At 43.2% G+C, this 20,466-nt stretch carries 13 protein-coding genes, 2 tRNA genes and 1 pseudogene; 6 read left to right on the top strand and 10 right to left on the bottom strand.

All coding sequences use genetic code 11. The features are described from left to right. Positions 1 to 17 precede the first annotated feature (17 nt). The 3 genes from FTU00_RS03355 to greB form a co-directional block, all read right to left on the bottom strand. Positions 18 to 108, bottom strand: a tRNA-Ser gene (locus FTU00_RS03355). Between the two features lie 262 nt (positions 109 to 370). Further along, positions 371 to 461, bottom strand: a tRNA-Ser gene (locus FTU00_RS03360). An 88-nt stretch (positions 462 to 549) separates the two neighbouring features. Continuing rightward, positions 550 to 1,044: a transcription elongation factor GreB gene (greB, locus tag FTU00_RS03365; protein ID WP_180179093.1), complete on the bottom strand. Its 495-nt coding sequence runs from the start codon at positions 1,042 to 1,044 to the stop codon at positions 550 to 552. A gap of 364 nt (positions 1,045 to 1,408) precedes the next feature. Between greB and FTU00_RS03370 the strand changes: the two genes are divergently transcribed. Then, positions 1,409 to 2,524 carry a transglycosylase SLT domain-containing protein gene (locus tag FTU00_RS03370; RefSeq protein ID WP_180179094.1) on the top strand — a complete coding sequence of 372 codons (1,116 nt, stop codon included), beginning with the start codon at positions 1,409 to 1,411 and terminating at the stop codon, positions 2,522 to 2,524. Between the two features lie 93 nt (positions 2,525 to 2,617). On the opposite strand, the gene FTU00_RS03375 is transcribed toward FTU00_RS03370, so the two are convergent. Next, the gene (locus FTU00_RS03375) at positions 2,618 to 3,004 is read right to left on the bottom strand and encodes an SCP2 sterol-binding domain-containing protein (RefSeq protein ID WP_004784757.1); all 387 of its coding nucleotides are present in this window, start codon (positions 3,002 to 3,004) and stop codon (positions 2,618 to 2,620) included. Positions 3,005 to 3,222: 218 nt separating this feature from the next. Next, complete coding sequence (ttcA, locus tag FTU00_RS03380; RefSeq protein ID WP_004784760.1) at positions 3,223 to 4,152, bottom strand: tRNA 2-thiocytidine(32) synthetase TtcA; 930 nt, start codon at positions 4,150 to 4,152, stop codon at positions 3,223 to 3,225. 501 nt (positions 4,153 to 4,653) lie between these two features. Between ttcA and FTU00_RS03385 the strand changes: the two genes are divergently transcribed. Both FTU00_RS03385 and htpX read left to right on the top strand, forming a co-directional pair. Beyond that, positions 4,654 to 5,526, top strand: coding sequence for a lytic transglycosylase domain-containing protein (locus FTU00_RS03385; protein ID WP_218951755.1), 873 nt, complete (start codon positions 4,654 to 4,656; stop codon positions 5,524 to 5,526). A 177-nt stretch (positions 5,527 to 5,703) separates the two neighbouring features. Next, positions 5,704 to 6,609: a protease HtpX gene (gene htpX / locus FTU00_RS03390; protein WP_166137792.1), complete on the top strand. Its 906-nt coding sequence runs from the start codon at positions 5,704 to 5,706 to the stop codon at positions 6,607 to 6,609. A gap of 74 nt (positions 6,610 to 6,683) precedes the next feature. Here the strand turns inward: htpX and FTU00_RS03395 are convergent, their stop codons facing one another. The 5 genes and pseudogenes from FTU00_RS03395 to FTU00_RS03415 all read right to left on the bottom strand — a co-directional run bounded on the left by FTU00_RS03395 (position 6,684) and on the right by FTU00_RS03415 (position 16,973). Further along, positions 6,684 to 7,265: a DUF4112 domain-containing protein gene (locus FTU00_RS03395; RefSeq protein ID WP_005236796.1), complete on the bottom strand. Its 582-nt coding sequence runs from the start codon at positions 7,263 to 7,265 to the stop codon at positions 6,684 to 6,686. A 75-nt stretch (positions 7,266 to 7,340) separates the two neighbouring features. Next, entirely contained in the window at positions 7,341 to 8,675 is a 1,335-nt protein-coding gene (gene mgtE, locus FTU00_RS03400; protein ID WP_159123485.1) for a magnesium transporter, read from the bottom strand. 41 nt (positions 8,676 to 8,716) lie between these two features. Beyond that, positions 8,717 to 11,847 (bottom strand): annotated as a pseudogene (locus FTU00_RS03405) (efflux RND transporter permease subunit). Between the two features lie 172 nt (positions 11,848 to 12,019). Further along, entirely contained in the window at positions 12,020 to 15,115 is a 3,096-nt protein-coding gene (locus FTU00_RS03410; RefSeq protein ID WP_180179095.1) for a multidrug efflux RND transporter permease subunit, read from the bottom strand. Between the two features lie 256 nt (positions 15,116 to 15,371). Continuing rightward, positions 15,372 to 16,973 carry an isocitrate lyase gene (locus FTU00_RS03415; protein ID WP_159123482.1) on the bottom strand — a complete coding sequence of 534 codons (1,602 nt, stop codon included), beginning with the start codon at positions 16,971 to 16,973 and terminating at the stop codon, positions 15,372 to 15,374. Between the two features lie 680 nt (positions 16,974 to 17,653). Between FTU00_RS03415 and FTU00_RS03420 the strand changes: the two genes are divergently transcribed. The 3 genes from FTU00_RS03420 to FTU00_RS03430 all read left to right on the top strand — a co-directional run bounded on the left by FTU00_RS03420 (position 17,654) and on the right by FTU00_RS03430 (position 20,431). After that, positions 17,654 to 18,643 (top strand): LysR family transcriptional regulator, encoded by a 990-nt coding sequence (locus FTU00_RS03420; RefSeq protein WP_004784775.1) that lies wholly within the window; start codon positions 17,654 to 17,656, stop codon positions 18,641 to 18,643. A gap of 131 nt (positions 18,644 to 18,774) precedes the next feature. Then, entirely contained in the window at positions 18,775 to 20,097 is a 1,323-nt protein-coding gene (locus FTU00_RS03425; RefSeq protein WP_004784777.1) for a hemolysin family protein, read from the top strand. 55 nt (positions 20,098 to 20,152) lie between these two features. Further along, positions 20,153 to 20,431 (top strand): hypothetical protein, encoded by a 279-nt coding sequence (locus FTU00_RS03430; RefSeq protein WP_180179096.1) that lies wholly within the window; start codon positions 20,153 to 20,155, stop codon positions 20,429 to 20,431. Positions 20,432 to 20,466: the final 35 nt, after the last annotated feature.

Here is a 20,466-nt window from a genome sequence, read left to right on the forward strand (position 1 = left end):
TCGGGGTTTTTCGTATCTGGCGGAAGCGGTGAGATTCGAACTCACGGAGGGGTATAAGCCCTCGTCGGTTTTCAAGACCGGTGCATTAAACCGCTCTGCCACGCTTCCATGGCCGCCATCATATAAATATTTCTGTTTCTTGGCAATAAATTTTCGCAAAACTTCTGTAAAAATCAGTTCATTCAGTTAAAAATCAGACGAAAATTTTAGAGTAGATAAAATTTTATACACAGAATCTTGGTGCTGATATTTTTATTTTAAGGATGAAATTTAATCCCTATATTTACATCATTTTGAACAATGAAAATTTAAAATCATTTTAATGAGTTAAAAATAAAAACCCCGATCAATGATCGGGGTTTTTCGTATCTGGCGGAAGCGGTGAGATTCGAACTCACGGAGGGGTATAAGCCCTCGTCGGTTTTCAAGACCGGTGCATTAAACCGCTCTGCCACGCTTCCATGGCCGCCATCATATAAATAAAAATTGCGCTTGGCAAATATTTTTCCAATTTCTCTGCATCAACTGCACAAAATAAAATCAATTTCATTAATCTTCTGAATTTTCTGGCTTTTCATAGCGAATTGAATTGATAAACCAGAGTTTCTTGCCGGATGGTGTCATCACCTCAGCTTCATCATCCACTGACTTGCCTAACAGGGCACGTGCCATGGGTGAATCAATCGAAATATGCTGCGGATGATGATCATAAATTTCATCGACACCCACAATCCGAAGACTCTTCTGCTCACCCTGTTCATTTTCAATTTCGACCCAGGCACCAAAATAAACTTTGCCTTCCTGTTCAGGAGAAAAATCGACAATTCGCAGCTCTTCCAAACGCTTGCCTAGATAACGAACCCGACGATCAATTTTACGTAAAAGCTGTTTGTTATACTGGTAATCTGCGTTTTCCGAACGGTCGCCGAGACTGGCTGCCCAGTTCACTTTTATGGTAATTTCAGGACGTTCTTCATGCCAGAGATTTTTAAGTTCTGCCACCAATTTGTCGTGTCCACCACGGGTAATCAGGTTAGATTTCATGTGTTTTAATTGCCAATTTTGAACCAGTTTTTAGACATTAAGAGCTTATTTTATTTGGAGTTTTAGGACAAGCCAGAATATGCAATTTTTTTCTTCAATAAATTTAATAACTTAAATTACATTTAAAAAATAAATTATGTACAAAATTTGACAATTCATTTTTTGATCTTTAATATGCACCCTACTTTTGGAATCGCTTATTTTTTAATCTATGTAGTTTTTCTACATATTTCCCGATCAATTTAGTCATTTTTGAATGACGTCATGACTGCCCAACCCTTATTGAATTTATCAAACTTTTAAAAGTTTCTGGCTAGTATTGGCTGTGATTTTTAGGGCATAAATTACTTGTAGCGGAGACAACATGCACAGTAGTTCAACCACTGGGTCGAGGCTTTGCCTTAGCTCTTTTATCTCTTCTCTCCCTGTAAAAGCACTGGTACTGAGTACGGCACTTATCCCCTTTCATAGTATCAATGCCACTAAAACCACACTTCAATATGATCATGTGGTCAATAGCAACAAACTCACCGTCGTCGCAGTTCAAAGTCCAACGACAGTGTTTCAGGATGGACAACATCAGCATGGCTTTGGTTATGACCTGGTTCGTAACTATGCCAACAGCCTGAATGTTAAGCTGGATTTTAAAACTGTTCCGGATAATGCCACGGCCCTGAAATGGGTAGCGCAGGGCAAAGCCAACCTGGCCATGACCACCACTGATCTGGGTACGATTGAACAACAGCGTTTAACGGCTTTTTCTGCCACTTGTGGTGATGAGTCTTCACTGGCCAGTAATGGACTGAATGCCAATCTGAATCTGGTATTTAAATCAGCCAGCGACCCTTTAAGTCAAACCGCTAGTGCTTTTGTCTGTCAAGGCAAACAAAGCGGTGCGATCAAGCAGCTTGCATCCTTCTACAATCAGAATGTGGTAGAAGAACATTCTTGGGATGAAATTCAACAGGACCTGAACCAGCGCCTCCCCACATACAAGGCGAGCTTCCAGAAATCTGCTCAGCAGTACGATCTGGATTGGCACCTGCTCGCCGCGATCGGTTACCAGGAATCCTATCTAAAGCCAAACTCCGTATCTCCCACCGGTGTCCGCGGTCTGATGATGCTCACAAGCTCTACCGCAAAAGCGATGGGGGTTAGTAACCGGACAGATCCAGGCGAAAGTATTAATGGGGGTGCCAAATACTATGACCAGATGCTGAGCCGTTATGAACATATCCCTTATCCGGATCGTAACTGGTTTGCTTTGGTTGCCTATAACATGGGCCCAGGTGCTGTAAATCAGCTGCAAAAACGTATTCAGGCCCAAGGCAAGAATCCGAATAACTGGGTAAACCTGTATGCTTATCTGGAACGGAATAAAGCTAATAATGGTCGTTACCGTCAGGCCCTGCAATACGTGACCCGTATCCGTGCCTATCTAGAACACATCAAGACCACCCCACAGCTAGTGAATATTTAAGCTTGATCAATTCGAACCTAGATATTCAGCCATAAAAAAAGCTTACCTCAGGGTAAGCTTTTTTTATTACTTCAGCTTCTTAGATCAAAACTATTAAGCTGTGGTATTTTCAAGAACTTTCTTGAATAGGTCTTTTTGTGCTTGGCTTGGCTTCGCTGTTTGCAATGCCATTAATTGAGACATGTCGCCTTGCACCTTGATTTTACCTGTCATGAAGGCTTGCATTGCAGCCGCCATATCAAACTCAAGGAAAACTTTACGTAAGGTTTCGCCGTCCATGTTCAATGTTGTTTTTGCATTTGGAGACAAACCTTTTTTAATCGCGCCACCTTCCAAAGATAATTCTGTATTACCTGTAGTGTCTGCAACGACCAAATTAATTGCCAGATTTGCCAAAGCAGGTGGCAAATCCAAATCACCAGCTTGTGCAGTGAGCGTGTCTACAGTCGAAAACCAATCATCAGTTAAAAAAGCAGGCATGATCTTTCCTCAATTTATTTATTCATTTGTGTCGACTATCCAGACGACATCAGGTTGAAGCTATTATGCTTGTGACTTGTTATAACATGATCATTATGGCAAAGGCTAACGAATTTTGTACGCACCGTTCAATTTTTGTAGTTCTTATCTTACGTTATTTTTGATTCAGGCATCGGCCGTAGCCCATACCTGTATCGGCTTAACTTCATATAGGTCGATTAGTCTGCTGCAAAGCCCAGATTGACCATATTGATGCGGCGGTTCTCACCTTCTACCGCCTCTTCAGTTGAACAGCTGCTGCCTTTGAAATCGAATTCGCGCTGGCTATCCAGAATTTCAAAGTCGAATAATTCACGGTCAACTAACTGAGATGGTGAAACATTTTGCAAGGCACCAAAGATGCTGTGCAGACGTTTTGGATGCGCATTGTCCCATTCACGTAACATGTCATTGATAATGGCACGTTGAAGATTTTCCTGAGAGCCACATAAATTACATGGAATAATTGGAAATTGACGCATCTGTGCATATTTGATGATGTCTTTTTCTTCCACATAGGCCAATGGACGAATCAGAATGTTCTTTTTGTCAGAAGACAGCAGTTTTGGCGGCATGGCTTTCAGGCTGCCACCATGGAACAGGTTCAGGAAGAATGTTGCCAGAATATCATCACGGTGATGACCCAGCGCCACTTTAGTCGCCCCAATTTCCTGAGCAAAACCGTACAAAGAACCACGGCGCAGACGTGAACATACTGCACAGTAAGTCTTGCCTTCCGGTGTCAGTTTTTTGGTAATGCTGTAGGTATCTTTTTCCAAGATGTAATACGGAATGTTATTTTCTTCTAAATAACGCGGTAATACATCTTCCGGGAAACCGGGCTGTTTTTGATCCAAGTTAACCGCCACTACATCAAAGTTGATCGGTGCAATGCGTTTAAACTGAAGCAGGATATCAAGCAAGGTATAACTGTCTTTACCACCAGAAATACACACCATGACCTTGTCGCCGTCTTCAATCATCTTGAAGTCGCGAATGGCATGTCCGACCTGGCGGCGAAGCTTCTTCAACAAACGGTAGTAGGCAGAGCTTGTTGGCAGTTCAGGTTTGAAATTAAATCCTTGCTCGGATTCAACTGGCGAGTACATAGACGAGAATAACCCATAAATAGAAATACCGCGCAATTTTAGCTGATTCGGTTCCGTATCGCATCAAAAGAATTTATTTTCATACAAATGCCATATTAGTTTCATTTTCATGTTTTATTTAGATTGATATATTGAACGATTTAGTTCAATTTTTAAGCGAGATGCTTATCTTTTGGACTTTTCCACAGTTGTCCACAAAAGCTGTGGATAACTTTGTGGATTGAAATGGACTTGACAACTTGTTCACCTCAAAATTTAAGGCTTTTCTTTAAATTGATCATTTTTTGATCAATTTATTTTATTATTAAAATCAATAACTTAAAGCTGTCAACCCTAAGGTTTTAAATTAAATAAAAAAAATATTTTAATGTTCAAAATATTGACAGCTGTTCCCGTTTACATACTCGTTTATAAATGCAGCGTATAAGGCTGTGCATTACGTAATTTTTTGTTAAACTCATCCATGAATTTTTCTAGCTTATTATTTATCAAATATAAACAATGAAAATAAAGACGTATTTCTTGGGGTGTCAACTGATCGGTAGCTTGCTTATGCTGGGCTGCAGTCATTTGGTGTATGCCGGTGAAACCATCTATCAGTTGCGTGATAAAAACGGCAGTACCTTATTGACCAATAAGAAGAGCCGTTATAATCATCTTCAGGTGGAAAAGAAGACTTATTATCCGGATAGCAATATTCATAGCTATAGTAACTGGGGCAGCAGCGAGTCGTCGGTTTTGCCTAGCTATAGCAAGAATAAGAATGCTTTTGATTCGATCATTCGTCAGGCCGCCCAGACTTATGGTGTGTCTGAAGGTTTAATTAAAGCAGTCATGCATACTGAATCCGGCTTTAATACCCATGCCCGCTCCCCTGTGGGTGCACAAGGTTTGATGCAGCTGATGCCGGCCACAGCACGTCGCTTTAATGTCAGCAATGCCTATGATCCTCATCAGAACATTATGGCGGGTGCTAAATATCTGGCCTGGTTATTAAAGCGTTTTAATGGCAATATCAGCCTGGCACTGGCGGGCTATAATGCCGGTGAAGGCAATGTCAGCAAATATGGTGGAATCCCGCCTTTCCGGGAGACTCAAGATTATGTGCGCCGTGTGACCAGCCGTTATCAAAATCTGTATACTCATGGCCTGAGTGCAAGCACAACCCCGTCTAGCACTTCACCCAGTGAAGGCCGCATCATTGCCAGTTCAGCAAATTACTCCAATGATAGCAGCAGCACTTCGCATATCCAGGCAGCCAAGTATCAGCGTCAGATTATTATGAATGCTGATGGCAGTTATACCGATGCACCGATGGGTTCTTATGCAACGGCAAATGCAACAGCAGCAGCTAAAATTTATTTGAGTGAATAAATAAATCAAAATCATTTGATTCTAAATAGCCTTAGCGAAAATGCAGCAAAAAATAAAGCTGTGTTTTGTGATCTAGGGCCATTTTTTTCTTGAATTTTTAGTCATTTCACCCCATATTGATTTCAATGATTTTCATTTGCTAATCAGATTATTTTTTTATAATAAGAGGATTTCTCAATGATGCGGATTGGTTTGTTCTTGCTAACCAACCTCGCGGTACTGGTTGTAGCTGGCATTATCCTGTCACTCTTCGGTGTCGGTAGTTACCATGGCGCGGGTGGCTTGAATCTAGGCAACCTGTTGGTGATCTGTTTTGTGTTCGGTATGGTGGGATCACTGATTTCCCTGTTCATGTCTAAATGGATGGCGAAAAAAACAACCGGTACTGAACTGATTGACCCAAATGCCCCTCGTAACCAGGCAGAAGCATGGTTATTACAAGAAGTTGCGCAACTTTCTCAGCGCGCTGGCATTAAAATGCCGGAAGTGGGTATTTTCCCATCTTATCAGTCAAATGCCTTTGCAACAGGCTGGAACAAGAACGATGCGCTCGTGTCTGTGTCCACGGGTCTGCTTGAACGCATGAATAAAGACGAACTTCGTGCGGTACTGGCACACGAGATTGGTCACGTTGCCAATGGCGATATGGTGACACTGGCCTTGATCCAAGGTGTAGTCAACGCATTTGTCATGTTCTTTGCCCGTGTAGTTGGCGACTTTGTAGACCGTACGATCTTCGGTCGTGAAGAAGGTGAGGCACCGGGTATTGGCTATTTTGTGATTACCATTGTGCTGGATATCGTATTTGGTATTATGGCTTCAGCGATCGTGCTGTGGTTCTCACGCTACCGTGAGTATCGTGCTGATGAAGCAGGTGCACGTTTGGCAGGTAAACAGGCGATGATTTCAGCGTTATTACGTTTACAGGCGGAATCAGAAATGCCGGATACTATGCCGAAAGAAATGAAAGCCTTTGCAATTTCTGCTGGTCAGGAACAAGGTTTTAGTCTGGCGGCACTGTTCCAGACTCACCCAACGATTGAACAACGTGTTGCTGCTTTGCAACAACTCGATTGCCCTTAAGCAACGCATTGATTGCTTGATAGAAAAAAGCCTGCATTTGCAGGCTTTTTTATTAAGTTTAGGTTTATAAACCTTCAGGCTTTAAACCATTGAAAGAGCTGCATTGTGCCCCAGCCAATGGCCATAATTAACAGAATCAAAAAGAAAGTTCCTAAGATATCTGGTAGATGAATCCAGATCCAGGCCACCACAGGATTACGCCAGAAAGCAGATTGCTGTTGTCTGCGTTCCAAACTTTCATGCAGAAATGGATGTACCACATGATGATCGGTACGGATCTGGTATTCGTCCCGGATATGCTGATGCACAATATCCAGTGCCTTACGGCTAGGACGAATAAAAATATCAAATATTGTTCCTGCTACAGGAATAAAGCCGACCACAGCATCCATGACGGCCATTTTCAGGACTGGCTTTAATTTTTCACTTGGCACCCCGATCTGACGGGCTTTATAAATCGCATAACTGGTCAATACAAAACCTGCGATATCTCCAGCTACCGGAATGGTACTCAAAGCAGCATCTGCCCCGACGCCCTGCTTGGTAAATGGAATCCGTACCACCGAATCCATCATATTGGCAAACTTGGCCAGATCCCGCTCCAGACGAATGACATCCTGTTGGCTCAATTTATTTTTTTGTCCGGGATCAGGCATAGGTTCTTCCAGAAATGAAGCTGATGTAATTGAGCATAAAGTATTTTTTCTATTTAAGCTGTAATTGCTAGGTATTTAAAACAATAATTGAGAGGCAATAAACAAGTAAATAATCACCCCAGTGGCATCACAAATCGACGTTACCAGCGGTGCTGATGCACTGGCTGGGTCCATTTTCAGCTTGTTGAGAATAAAGGGTAAACTCATGCCAATCAGACAGCCCATCAGCACAATACCTAACATACTTAAAGCAAGTACGATGGCGACCATCCAGTCACCTCGAATATAACCCAAGATTGATACAGCAATGGCCATCGTTCCACCCAGACATAACGCAACCAGGGATTCACGACCCAGCAGGCTAAACCAGTCCTTAAACTGCACATTGCCTGTTGCCAAGGCACGCACCATCAAGGTGGCAGATTGCGAACCAGCATTCCCGCCGCTTCCCACCAACAATGGCAAGAAAAATACCAGCACAATATGGGTGGAAATAATATCTTCAAAATGGGCAATTCCGATTCCGGAGAGCAGACTGCCAAACACCAGAATGACCAGCCAGAATACCCGTTTTTGATACAATCTGAGAATCGGTGCGGTTTTCAGACTCAGTTCATTCAAAGGCGTCACTGCACCGGATTTTAAAATATCTTCAGTACTTTCTGCCTCTGCAATATCCATGGCATCATCATAGGTAATAATCCCGACCAGCTTCTGGGTCGCGTCGACCACTGGCAAGGCAATAAAATCATAATAGGCCAAGGTACGGGCGACCTGCTCCTGATCCTCATCCACTGTGGCATAGACCACATCTGTGGTCATGACCTCATTAATGGTGGCATCCGGCCGTGCTTGAATAATTTGTCGCAAGGAAATCACACCGAGCAGATGCTGTTTCTCATCCACGATATAGATCAGATATAAAGTGTCATGATTCCCCGCAATATCACGTAGCGTTTCAATCGCCTCCGTCATGCTCAGTTCGGGAGCAAGCGTGACGAAGTCTGAACTCATTAATGCACCGGCTGTTTCTTCCGGATAAGCATGCAGCTCTCGCAGGGTTTGTAGCGACTGGGTAGATAATTTGCCAAGTAACTGCTGCTGTACTTCACAGGGCATCTGCTTGTATAAATCAATGAAGTCATCGGAATGCATGGCATCCATCAGACTGGCCAGTTGCTCCAGAGGAAATTGATAGGCCAGCTGGATTTGCATGGCCAGTGGTAAGTACTCCAGTACTTCTGCCTGACGTTCCAGCTGCTTGAAATGGTGACAGCGTTCTGCTGGTCCAAGCTCAGACAAAATTCTGGCCTGATCGGCAATATTTAGCTTTTGTAGAAGCTGATGAATATTATTTTCCCCTGTCAGCAGAGTCTCATGAAGTTGCTGTATTTTTTCTTGGTACTGCATTTCCCTACCATCATTCCATGCAGGTATGAAACATACCCGCCCTAGAGTGAGTATTCCTCATTTTCCTGATTGATTTGTATAACTTTATTTGTTGCTTTGACACGAAACAGGTTTCGGATTAACACATACATAAACGGGATAAAGAATAATACCAAAATAGTTGCAAAAATGACCCCGCCCAAAACGCTGGCACCAATTTCCTGACGGCTGATCGCACTGACCCCAGAAGCAAAAATCAAAGGAATCACTCCCGCAGCAAAAGCAATAGAGGTCATGAGAATCGGCCGTAAGCGCAAACTTGCTCCTTCTAAGGCTGCAGCTATAGCTGTTTTTCCTGCTTTCTCTGCCTGTGCAGCAAACTCCACAATCAGAATGGCATTTTTACAGGACAGACCAATCGTCGTCAGCAAGGCAATATGAAAAAAGATGTCATTGGCGAAACCAAAGATCCAGCAAAATAAGATACTGCCACCTACGCCCAATGGAATGGCACTGATCACGGCCACAGGAATGGTCCAACTTTCATATAAAGCGGTTAAACACAGGAAAATAAAGGCAATCGAAATCACATACAGGAAAATCGCCTGACCGCTGCTGCGCTTTTCTTCCAATGCGGCTCCGCTCCAAGCCAGATTCACACCTTCCTGGGCATCTACCAATGCTTCAACATCCTGCATGGTCTGACTGGAAAACTTGTCCTTTGGAATCCCGGCATAGACTGGAACAGCGTTATAGCCCATATAGCGGTTAATACTGTTTGGCCCGCCCTGCCAATTCAGACTGCTAAACTGGTTAAACGACAGCATTTCACCTTTTTGATTGCGTACATGCCAGAAGGCCAGATCTTCAGGTTTGGAACGGTATTCTGCTTCACCCTGCATAATCACACGTTTAATCTGCCCGCGATCAATAAAGTCATTGATGTAAGTTCCACCCCACGCTGCAGCCAAAGTACTGTTTACATTTTGCTGAGGAATGGAATGCTTTAACACGCGTTCTGCATCAAGTTTGATATTCAGCTCAGCACTTTCTTTGGGTTGGTCCAGCTGTAAAAATTCAATCGATGATTTGCCTTGGGCACGCGCTTCAATCTGGCCAAATGCCTCCTGTAAAAATTCAGCTCCTTTATAATCCAGGTCTTGCAACCAGAAATCGACTACACGACCATTACTCGACATGGAAGGCGCGGCGCCATAAAGAAAATTTGGGCATTGGCATGATTGGCAAAGTGTTTCTGTGCTCGATCGACAATAGCAAAGACTGAATCTTCAGGATTTTTGCGCTCAGCCCAGTCTTTTAATACCACAAAGAGCTGCCCACGATACGAGCCTACACCGACGTTGTTGCCGCTATACCAGACACCTACACTCTGAATGCGTTCCGATTCGTGTTTCATCAAATAATCTTGTACTTCACGCCCGACTTTTTCGACTTCTGTACGCGGTGCATTGCCCGGCATGACGATCTGCCCCATGACAAAGCCCATGTCTTCCGTGGGCATCAAGCCTTCCGGCAAATGCTTATATACCCAGCCGAAGCTCATTATGCACACACCAAACAGTGCCAACATCGTGAATTTCAATCGCATGCTCCGAGCTGAAACTTTTTGATAACCGGCATTGAGCTGATCCATGCCATGGTTAAAGCGCTGTGCCCAGCGAGCCTGATGATGTTTGCGTTTCAATAACTGTGCCGCAAATGTTGGGGTAATGACCAAGGCCACGAATAAAGACAGCAACATCGCCACTACCAAAGTGAGGGAAAATTGACGATAAATCACCCCAGTAATACTGCCAAAGAAAGCCATCGGGATAAATACTGCAGTAAGTACCAGCGTAATACCGACCAGTGCTCCACTCATTTCCTGCATGGATTTTAAGGCAGCCGCTTTGGCATCCAGATGTTCGTCCTGCATCAGGCGTTCAATATTTTCCACCACTACAATGGCATCATCGACTAGCAGACCAATGGCTAAAATCAGGGCAAATAAGGTAAAACTATTCAGAGTCATATCCAAGACATACAGCACTGCAAAGGTCGCCAAAACCACAATCGGAATCGTAACGGCCGGAATAATCGTGGCACGCCAGTTTTGCAGGAAGATAAACATCACCACAATGACCAGAATAATGGCTTCAACCAGAGTTTTAGCTACCTGTTCAATTGAGCTGGTGATAAATGGAGTTTTATCCATGGTCATTTGCAACTGATAGTGCGGTGGCAAATTGGCCTGAGCGTTTTTTAATACGTTTTGATTCTGTTTGGACACGGCAATGGCATTACTCCGCGGCGCCAAAGTAATCGATAAAGCTGAAGAGAGCTGTCCGTTGGTATAGTTAATGTGGTTATAACTTTCTGCACCTAGTTCTACCCGTGCCACATCTTTTAAGTACAGCAATGAACCGGAATCCGTGGTTTTAACAATAATATTCTCAAATTCTTTCACACTGCTTAAACGTGAACCCGCACTGACCTTGGCATTGAGATATTGATCCTGCATGGTTGGCAAACCACCAATTGCGCCTGAAGCCAGCGGTGCGTTTTGAGTTTCAATGGCATTGCGGATATCGCTTGGCATCAGGTTAAACTGATGCAACTTATGCGGATTTAGCCAGATCCGCATGGCATAACCTGCACCGTACAGGTCTATTTCCCCTACCCCTTCAATACGTGATAAACGCGGTTCCACATGTACCATCAAATAATCGGAAAGTTCGGTAACACTACTCTGTCCACTCTCATCATATAAACTTAACAGTGCAAACTGGTCATACCCTGATTTATAAACATTGACTCCGCCCTGCTGCGTTTCTTCAGGTAAGCGGCTCAATACACCATTCACGGCGTTTTGAACCTGTAACTGGGCTTGATCAAGATCGACTCCTGGCTCAAATTGCAGCGTAAGTTGGGCCCGTCCCACCGAACTGCTGGAGTGAAAAGTTTCCAGACCTTCAATGCCTTTTACCGCCTGTTCCAGAATCTGGGTCACCGATTGCTCAACTGTTTCAGCCGATGCACCACGATAACCTGCGGAAACGCCTAAAGCTGGCGTATCCATATTTGGCATATGTTCAATGGGAATTTTTTGAAGTGCAAATACCCCAAGGGCCATCATTAAAATTGCAATGACCGCTGCAAACTTGGGACGATAAATAAAAAAGCGCGACAACATAAATCAGAAATCCCCATCAAATGCATCTTTAGGATGCACACGCCATGAATAGATGATTTCTATAGCAATTTTCACACCATGCTTAAATTTAAGCCAATCTTTAACTCTTTAATTCCGATAAAAAAATCCCCGTTATAACGGGGATTTTAGAATGCTATATTCTCAATTGATATTATGTATGTGATTTCTTCATCGTCATTTGGCGAATTAAAACGTACATAAATGGAATAAAAATTAGCACCAGTATCGTTCCAAAGATCACTCCACCAAAAACACTGATTCCAATCTCACGACGACTGGCTGCACCAGCACCAAAAGCAAAGACCAGTGGCAGAATCCCAGCACCAAAGGCCAGAGATGTCATCAGGATTGGGCGCAAGCGCAGTGAAGCACCTTCAAGTGCAGCTTCAACTACCGATTTACCTTTTTCCTGAGCCAATGCCGCAAACTCTACGATTAAAATTGCATTCTTACAGGACAGACCAATCGTGGTCAGCAAAGCAATCTGGAAGTAAATATCATTCGGAAAATCTGCCAGAAAACTAAAAATGATATTCCCACCAATCCCTAGAGGAATAGCGGACATGACCGCAGTCGGAATCGTCCAGCTTTCATATAAAGCGGCCAGGCACAGGAAAATGAAACCAATCGACACCAGATATAACCAGATTGCCTGATTACTGGATTGTTTTTCCTCAAAGGATAAACCGCTCCAGACCACGTCAATGCCATCCTGTTCTGCCACCAGATTTTCAACATCTTGCATCGCTTCACCAGAACTGGAACCTTTGACCATATCCGCTTGCATTTGCAGCGAAGTATAGCCCATAAAACGGTTGACCACCTCAGGACCACCACTCCAGTCCACCTGAGCGAAATTACTGAAAGGCACCATCTCGTTCAGGTCATTACGTACATGCCATTGCGCCAGATCTTCAGGTTTGGAACGGAATTCTGCATCGCCCTGCATAATCACCCGTTTAATCCGGCCACGATCAATAAAGTCATTAATATAATTACCCCCCCAGGCCGCTGAAAGCGTACTGTTGATTGCGGATTGACTCAGACCATTGGCCATCGCCTGTTTCTGGTCAATATTGACTTTCAGTTCGGCTTTTTCCGGATTGGAACGCTTATCCAGATTTTCAAAGCTACTATATTGAGCTGCTCCAGCCTGCATATTCTGGAACTGCTCTTCCAGATACTGACGGCCATTACCGTTAATATCACGAATCCAGAAATCCAGGCCGTCGGTTTGCCCTAAACCATTCACTGAAGCCGGCATGCTGATATTGACTTGAGCATCGCGGTTACTGCGAAAATGCTTCATAGCACGTTCACGAATCGCCTGCGCGGTATTTTCTTCTCCAGCACGGTCATCCCAATGCTTCAAGGCAACAAAACCGGTCGCCAGGTTCTGACCTGTACCTGAGAAGTTACGGCCATAACGTAGCATGACCAAGTCGATATTGTCCTTTTCTTCTTCCAGAAAATACTGACGAATCTGCTCACCGACCTGAATGGTGTTTTTCATTGGCGCGCCTTCCTGCAGCCGGATTTGCAGATTCAGAATACCCTGGTCTTCACTCGGCAAAAAGCTGGTGGGTAAGGCGCGATAAAATAAAGCAAATACGCAGAGCAATCCGGCAAACAGCACCAGACTAATGGCCTTATGTTGTAGAGTGACATTAGAAACTTTCAGATAACGATGCTTCAAACCATCCAGTTTCTGGTTAAACCAACTCGCCCACTTGGCAGGTTTTGGATTTGGTTTTAGAATCAGCGCACAAAGTGCAGGTGTCAGAATCAGTGCGACCATCAGCGACAGAGACATCGCTGCCACGAGCGTAATCGAGAACTGACGATAGATCACCCCGGTTGAGCCACCAAAAAATGCCATGGGAATAAAGACCGCGGTTAAAACCAGGGTAATCCCGATCAGTGCGCCGCTGATTTCCTGCATGGATTCCAGCGCTGCTTCTTTGGCTGTAAGCTGCTGCTCATGCATCAGACGTTCAACGTTCTCTACCACCACAATGGCATCATCGACCAGCAAGCCAATGGCCAGTACTAAGGCAAACAAAGTCAGCGTATTAATACTCAGTCCCAAAACATAAAGTACTGCCATGGTTCCGAGTAAAACTACAGGCACAGTTACAGTCGGAATTAAGGTGGCACGCCAGTTTTGCAGGAAGATAAACATCACGATGACGACCAGAATGACCGCCTCGAATAAAGTTTTAACGACTTCTTTAATCGATTCTTTAACAAACGGTGTATTGTCACGCGGATAGGCAATTTTATAGCCTTCCGGCAACTGCTGGGAGAGTCGCTCGATTTCAGCCTTGATCAGACTCGACGTCGCAATTGCATTGGCACCGGAGGCCAGTGAAATGCCCAGACCGGCAGAAGGATAGCCGTTGGTGGTGCTATATGACTGATAATTTTCCGCACCCAATTCAACCCGTGCAACATCTTTTAAGTAGATAAAGCTACCATCCCGGGCAGACTTCACAATAATATTTTCAAATTCTTCGACTGTTTTTAAACGGCTGCCTGATGTGACTTTGGCATTCAGATACTGATCATCGACTGTTGGCAAGTCACCAATTGCGCCGGCTGCCACTTGAGTATTTTGTGATTCAATCGCTGCCCGCACATCACTTGGCATCAGGTTATATTGTTTCAATTTTGCTGGATTCAGCCAGATGCGCATCGCGAACTGTGAACCAAAAACATCCACTTCCCCAATGCCATCAATTCGGGAAATATCCTGTTCCAGATGCGTGGTCAAATAATCAGACAGTTCAATATTGCTGCTACGCCGTGACTCATCATACAAACCGATGACCATATGGGTATCGCCAAGAGATTTGAAGACATTCACGCCCTGTCGCTGGACATCATCTGGCAAACGATTGAGAACCCCGTTAATCGCATTTTGAACCTGTACTTGTGCTGTATCTGGATCGGTACCATTTTCAAAACTGATGCTGATCCGGCTTCGACCTGAGGAATCACTGCTTGAGCTGAAATACAGCAAGCGGTCGATACCTTTAATTTGCTGTTCCAGCACCTGGGTCACGCTTTCTTCTACTGTTTCTGCAGATGCACCGGTATAGGTTGTTGCCACAGTAATACGAGGCGGTGCAATATCCGGATAACGTTCAACAGGTAAATTCATCACCGCAAAAAGTCCAATGGCCATGACTACAATGGCCAGCACACCTGCAAAAATAGGACGATGAATGAAAAACTTAGACAGCATAAGTCTGAATCACTTTGAATTTAATGAATTATGGAAAGCGTTGCATTATTGAGTCAGCTTAAGGATATTCAGGCAGTGGCCTAGAGAATGCAAGGCTTGATCACAGAAAAATATGTATAAAATTGAATCATGAAGAAAATATGAAGATTTTGCCTTTCATCTAGCTATTTCAACAATTTATAAGGTTATTATTTTTATTTTAGGCATAAAAAAACCCTGCTTGCGCAGGGTTTTTTTAGAATCGATTCAGAGCTGATTAAGCAGAGAATTGGTTCATTGTGTTTTTCGCATCGTCACCCGCTTTAAGCGCGTTGTCACCAGCGAAGATTTCTTTGTGGTCATCACCGATGTCAGAACCAGCCATTGCTTGGTGTTTCACACAAGCGATACCGCCACGGATTTCTTTACGTTGTACGCCAGCAACATACGCCAACATACCTTCAGAACCGAAGTAACCTTGAGCAAGCTCGTGAGTAGAAAGAGCAGCTGTGTGGTAAGTAGGCAGAGTGATCAAGTGGTGGAACACGCCTGCTTCACGAGAAGCATCTGCTTGGAATGTACGTACTTTTTCGTCAGCTTCAGCAGCCAATTCAGAATCGTCGTACTCAGCGCTCATCAGTTTAGCACGGTCGTATGCAGATACGTCTTTACCTTCAGCAACCCAACGGTCATACGCTTGTTGACGGAAGTTCAGTGTCCAGTTGAATGATGGAGAGTTGTTGTAAACAAGTTTCGCATTTGGCACAACTTCACGTACACGGTTAACCATGTGAGCGATTTCAGCTACGTTTGGAGTCGCAGTTTCGATCCAAAGAAGGTCAGCACCGTTTTGTAAGCTAGTGATACAGTCAAGTACAACGCGGTCGATCTGAGTGCCTTCACGGAACTGGTACAAGCCAGAAGCAAGACGTTTAGGACGGTGAAGTTTACCATCACGTTTGATCAGGATTTCGTCTTCTTGCGCTTCAGAGATGTCAATTTCTTGAGTGTCTAAGTAGCTGATGTATTGAGAAGCGATGTCGCCTGGCTCTTTAACCACTGGGATTTTTTGAGTCAAGTCAGCGCCTTCAGAGTCAGTACGTGCAACGATGATACCGTCGTCAAGACCCATTTCAAGGAATGCATAGCGAAGAGCGTGGATTTTCGCGATGAAGTCTTCGTGTGGAACTGTTACTTTACCAGCTTGGTGACCACATTGTTTCGCGTCAGAAACCTGGTTTTCGATTTGAAGTGCACAAGCACCCGCTTCGATCATTTTCTTAGCTAGTAAGTAAGTCGCTTCTTCGTTACCGAAACCAGCGTCGATGTCCGCAATGATTGGCACAACGTGAGTTTGGAAGTTGTCGATTTGTGAAGTGATTTCAGCAGCTTTAGCTGTATCACCAGCGTCTTGAGCTTTTTTAAGTGCGCGGAACAGGTCGTTCAGTTCTTTCGCATCAGCTTGACGTAAGAATGTGTAGATTTCTTCGATCAATGCAGGAACAGAAGTTTTTTCGTGCATAGATTGGTCAGGAAGAGGACCGAATTCTGAACGAAGTGCAGCAACCATCCAGCCAGAAAGGTAGATATAGCGACGTTCAGTTGTACCGAAGTATTTTTTGTTCGCAATCATTTTTTGCTGAGCGATGAAACCGTGCCAGCAGCCTAGTGATTGAGTGTATTTGCTAGAGTCGGCATCATAAGCAGCCATATCACGACGCATAATCGCCGCTGTATATTTAGCAATGTCTAAACCAGTTTTGAAACGGTTTTGAAGTTGCATACGCGCAGCATCTTCAGGACTGATGTCTGCCCAAGTGTTACCGAATTTCGCTTTTAATTCGCGGATTGCATCAATCGCTGTTTGGTATGTAGTCATGATATATTCCTGTATTAATATTAGGATTTTTCTGCAACGAACCGCTCAAATCACACCCTCAATGACTTGTTCAGATTTTCGACGATCCGTTGGGATAGCTAAAGATTAGTGGGCTTCGAAAAATTAATCCAATATTCTGCAAGAATTATCATTATTTATTTAAAAAATATGTAGATGAAAGTCTAATTATATATTGATCAATTTTTTATAAGTTATTGTATTTTATATTTTATTTTTGAATTTTTAAATTTGTATTTTGCCTAAAACATCAGCAACATGAGTAAAAAATATTCATTAGACTTAAGTCTTGCAAGACTTTAGCAGCGCTTAATTTCAGCAAATTTTGTCTATTTTCTAAGCCTTAAAACCTAGAATACTTATTTCAAAAGAATTATTTTTCATTTATTTGTTGAAATATTTTTTATCAAACCTGGCACATTATTTGCTAATTCCCTCTGTTTTTCAGAAATACCTTTCTTTCGTTTTAGAGGCAGCCAGATTTCCTTTCTGCTCTTAAAAATAGAGAAGGATTCAGACTGGCAAAATCTGCGGTGAAAGAGACTCTAAAAAGGTATTTCAGTACAATCAGCTGGGCTTTTTTTCATCAGTTGCGTACACAAGCTATAGTAGTTATGGCATAATCCATATAATTTCATAATTTTATTTTCGGTATTTTTTTTATGAATCTGGAGCGGGTCGATCTTAATCTCCTCATTTATCTTGACGTACTTTTACGTGAAAAAAATGTCACGCGTGCAGCAGAACAACTTGGGGTAACCCAGCCTGCGATGAGTAACATTTTACGTCGCTTACGAAATTTATTTAATGATCCTCTCCTGATTCGCTCTTCTGAAGGTATGACCCCAACAGAACGTGCGCTAGAACTCCAACCTCGTATCCGTGACGCCTTAGCGGATCTTTCCATGATTCTGGAACCGCGTACCGAGTTCCGCCCTTATACTTCAAACCGTGTTTTCCGCATCATGACTTCAGATTATGCTGAAGCTACACTGGTACCACGCCTGGTGAAAGCATTACGTTCAGAAGCACCGAATGTGGTGCTCGACTTCTTAACCCCAAGTGATGTGTCCTATCGTGACATGGAACAAGGTAAAGTTGATCTGGCGATTAACCGTTTTAATGAAATTCCGCAAAGCTTCCATCAGGTACTGGTTTGGCGTGACAGCTTTTCTTGCCTGTTAAATAACAAGCATCCGGCTGCGGGCAACCTGAATCTGAAAAGCTATCTGGATGCACAGCATATCTGGGTATCGAAAACCGGTATGGGCGTTGGCTTTGGGGTAAACCCTGAGAAACAGGCGGGTCTCGGCTGGATTGATCAGGCTCTTGAACGTATTGGCCAAAAACGTAAGATTTCGGTATTTACCCGTCATTATCAGATGCCTGGTCTTCTGGCTGCCAATGTCGATCTTGTAGCAACATTACCGACCCGTATTGCACGTCTGCAAGCCAAAAACCAGAACTTACTCATTAAAGATCCACCATTCTATATTCCTGAGTTTGAATTGAAGATGGCGTGGTGTCCTTTATTGCATCATCATCCCGCCCATCGCTGGTTACGTCAGCTGATTCTATATGTAGCCCGTCAGATGATCGAAGAAGAAAATCGTGAATTTTTAATGAATAATTCGCAATTTTCGCATTATTGAATTGAATATTAGCTAAATTGCTCATTTTTAAGCTTATACTCTAGAGACTTGAGTTGCTTTATTTGTACCTCAAGTCTTTTTTTGTGTTAAAAATATTTTTAGCTAGATCATATTAATCCACAGGTGGATTCGTGAGCCTCTTTCAAAACATCGTGATTATCTTATTACTCATCGCGGGGGCCGGTTTTTTATCATTAACAGAAATCGCGCTTGCAGGTGCCCGTAAGGTCAAATTAAAAATTTTGGCTGAATCGGGAGATATTCGCGCTCAAAAAGTTTTAGATTTACAAGAAAACTCTGCTGACTTTTTTGCAGCTTCCCAAATCGGTTTAAACGCCGTTGCCATTTTAGGCGGTATTTTAGGTGAAGGCGCCTTCCGCCCTTATATCATCAATTTACTTTCCAGATTTTATCAAGGTCCCTGGACTGAAACGATTGCATTCAGTCTGTCCTTCACCGCAGTTACTTCATTATTTATTCTGTTTGCGGACTTGATGCCGAAACGTCTGGCCATGATCGCTCCAGAAAAAATTTCTGTCTCGGTGATTAATCCGATTCAGGTATTTATCAAAATCTGTAAACCATTGGCCTGGTTCATCAATGCCATTGCGAACCTGTTGTTCCGCTTATTTAAAGTGAATACCATCCGAGATGATAATATTACCTTTGCGGATATTTCTGCGGTAATGGATGCGGGTGCTCAGGCAGGTGTGTTACAGAAACAGGAACATCACTTTATTGAGAACGTGTTTGAGCTTGAAGAACGTAATGTTCCTTCTAGTATGACCACACGTGAAAATGTGGTGTTCTTTACCTTGAAAGAATCGGAAGCCAGTATTCGCCAGAAACTGGCTGAATTTCCTTATTCCAAGTTTTTGGTCTGTAATGAAAATATCGACGATGTGATTGGATATGTCGACTCCAAAGATATTCTGGTTCGTATTCTGAATAATCAGTCTTTACTTCAGTTAAATGAAAATACCATCCGTACGGTTCTAACCATTCCAGATACACTGACTCTATCTGAATTACTGGATCGCTTCCGTTCAACCAAGGAAAAGTTCGCCGTCGTTATTAATGAATATGCCTTGGTCGTAGGTGTGATTACCCTTTCCGACATTATGATTACCGTGATGGGCGACTGGGTTACTCCCCTGGAAGAAGACCAGCAGATCATTAAGCGTGATAGCAATTCATGGCTGATTGATGGTAGTACGCCCATTGAAGACATCAAACATGCGCTGGAAATTGATGAAATGCCAGATGAAGAGAACTATGAAACCCTAGCTGGTTTTATGATGTTCAAGCTGCGCAAGATTCCACGTCCTGCAGATATTGTGCTACATGCGGGTTACAAGTTTGAAGTTGTCGATGTTGATCATTTCAAGATTGACCAGTTACTGGTTACACGTATGCTGGAAGTGAAAAAGCCACCGACAGAAGAATCAGAATAATCTGGTTCTTCTTCAATTTTTTTAAAACTCCAAAAACAATAATAATGAGACTTTTATGAATATTGCTGCGCTACTCGCCTGTCTGAGTTTTTATTCGGCCTTATATTTAATCTATTTCTTCTTTATGCAAGATCAACAGCCTGTATTTCTGATTATAGCAATTGTGCTCATTTTACTTTCAATCTGGCTGACTCCCTATCCTTATGAACGGCGCCGGCAAGGATTTGATTCGACTTTAAGAATAGGCGAATATTTTTATTATCCACTCATCACCTGGTGGCGGCTGTTTATCTTTCCTGTGCGTTGGCTGCTTTCCCTATTTTATTCTCATTAAAAAAGCACCCGAAGGTGCTTCTTTACATTCAATTC

It is taken from the genome of Acinetobacter sp. YH12041 (assembly GCF_013419975.1).
Lineage (GTDB): Bacteria > Pseudomonadota > Gammaproteobacteria > Pseudomonadales > Moraxellaceae > Acinetobacter.

Coding starts and splice junctions, on each gene's coding strand:
- FTU00_RS03415 (WP_159123482.1), bottom strand. CDS start 16,973: ATGACTACATACCAAACAGCGATTGATGCAATCCGCGAATTAAAAGCG.
- FTU00_RS03430 (WP_180179096.1), top strand. CDS start 20,153: ATGAATATTGCTGCGCTACTCGCCTGTCTGAGTTTTTATTCGGCCTTA.
- ttcA (WP_004784760.1), bottom strand. CDS start 4,152: ATGTACTCGCCAGTTGAATCCGAGCAAGGATTTAATTTCAAACCTGAA.
- FTU00_RS03370 (WP_180179094.1), top strand. CDS start 1,409: ATGCACAGTAGTTCAACCACTGGGTCGAGGCTTTGCCTTAGCTCTTTT.
- greB (WP_180179093.1), bottom strand. CDS start 1,044: ATGAAATCTAACCTGATTACCCGTGGTGGACACGACAAATTGGTGGCA.
- mgtE (WP_159123485.1), bottom strand. CDS start 8,675: ATGCAGTACCAAGAAAAAATACAGCAACTTCATGAGACTCTGCTGACA.
- FTU00_RS03420 (WP_004784775.1), top strand. CDS start 17,654: ATGAATCTGGAGCGGGTCGATCTTAATCTCCTCATTTATCTTGACGTA.
- FTU00_RS03410 (WP_180179095.1), bottom strand. CDS start 15,115: ATGCTGTCTAAGTTTTTCATTCATCGTCCTATTTTTGCAGGTGTGCTG.
- FTU00_RS03375 (WP_004784757.1), bottom strand. CDS start 3,004: ATGCCTGCTTTTTTAACTGATGATTGGTTTTCGACTGTAGACACGCTC.
- FTU00_RS03395 (WP_005236796.1), bottom strand. CDS start 7,265: ATGCCTGATCCCGGACAAAAAAATAAATTGAGCCAACAGGATGTCATT.
- htpX (WP_166137792.1), top strand. CDS start 5,704: ATGATGCGGATTGGTTTGTTCTTGCTAACCAACCTCGCGGTACTGGTT.
- FTU00_RS03385 (WP_218951755.1), top strand. CDS start 4,654: ATGAAAATAAAGACGTATTTCTTGGGGTGTCAACTGATCGGTAGCTTG.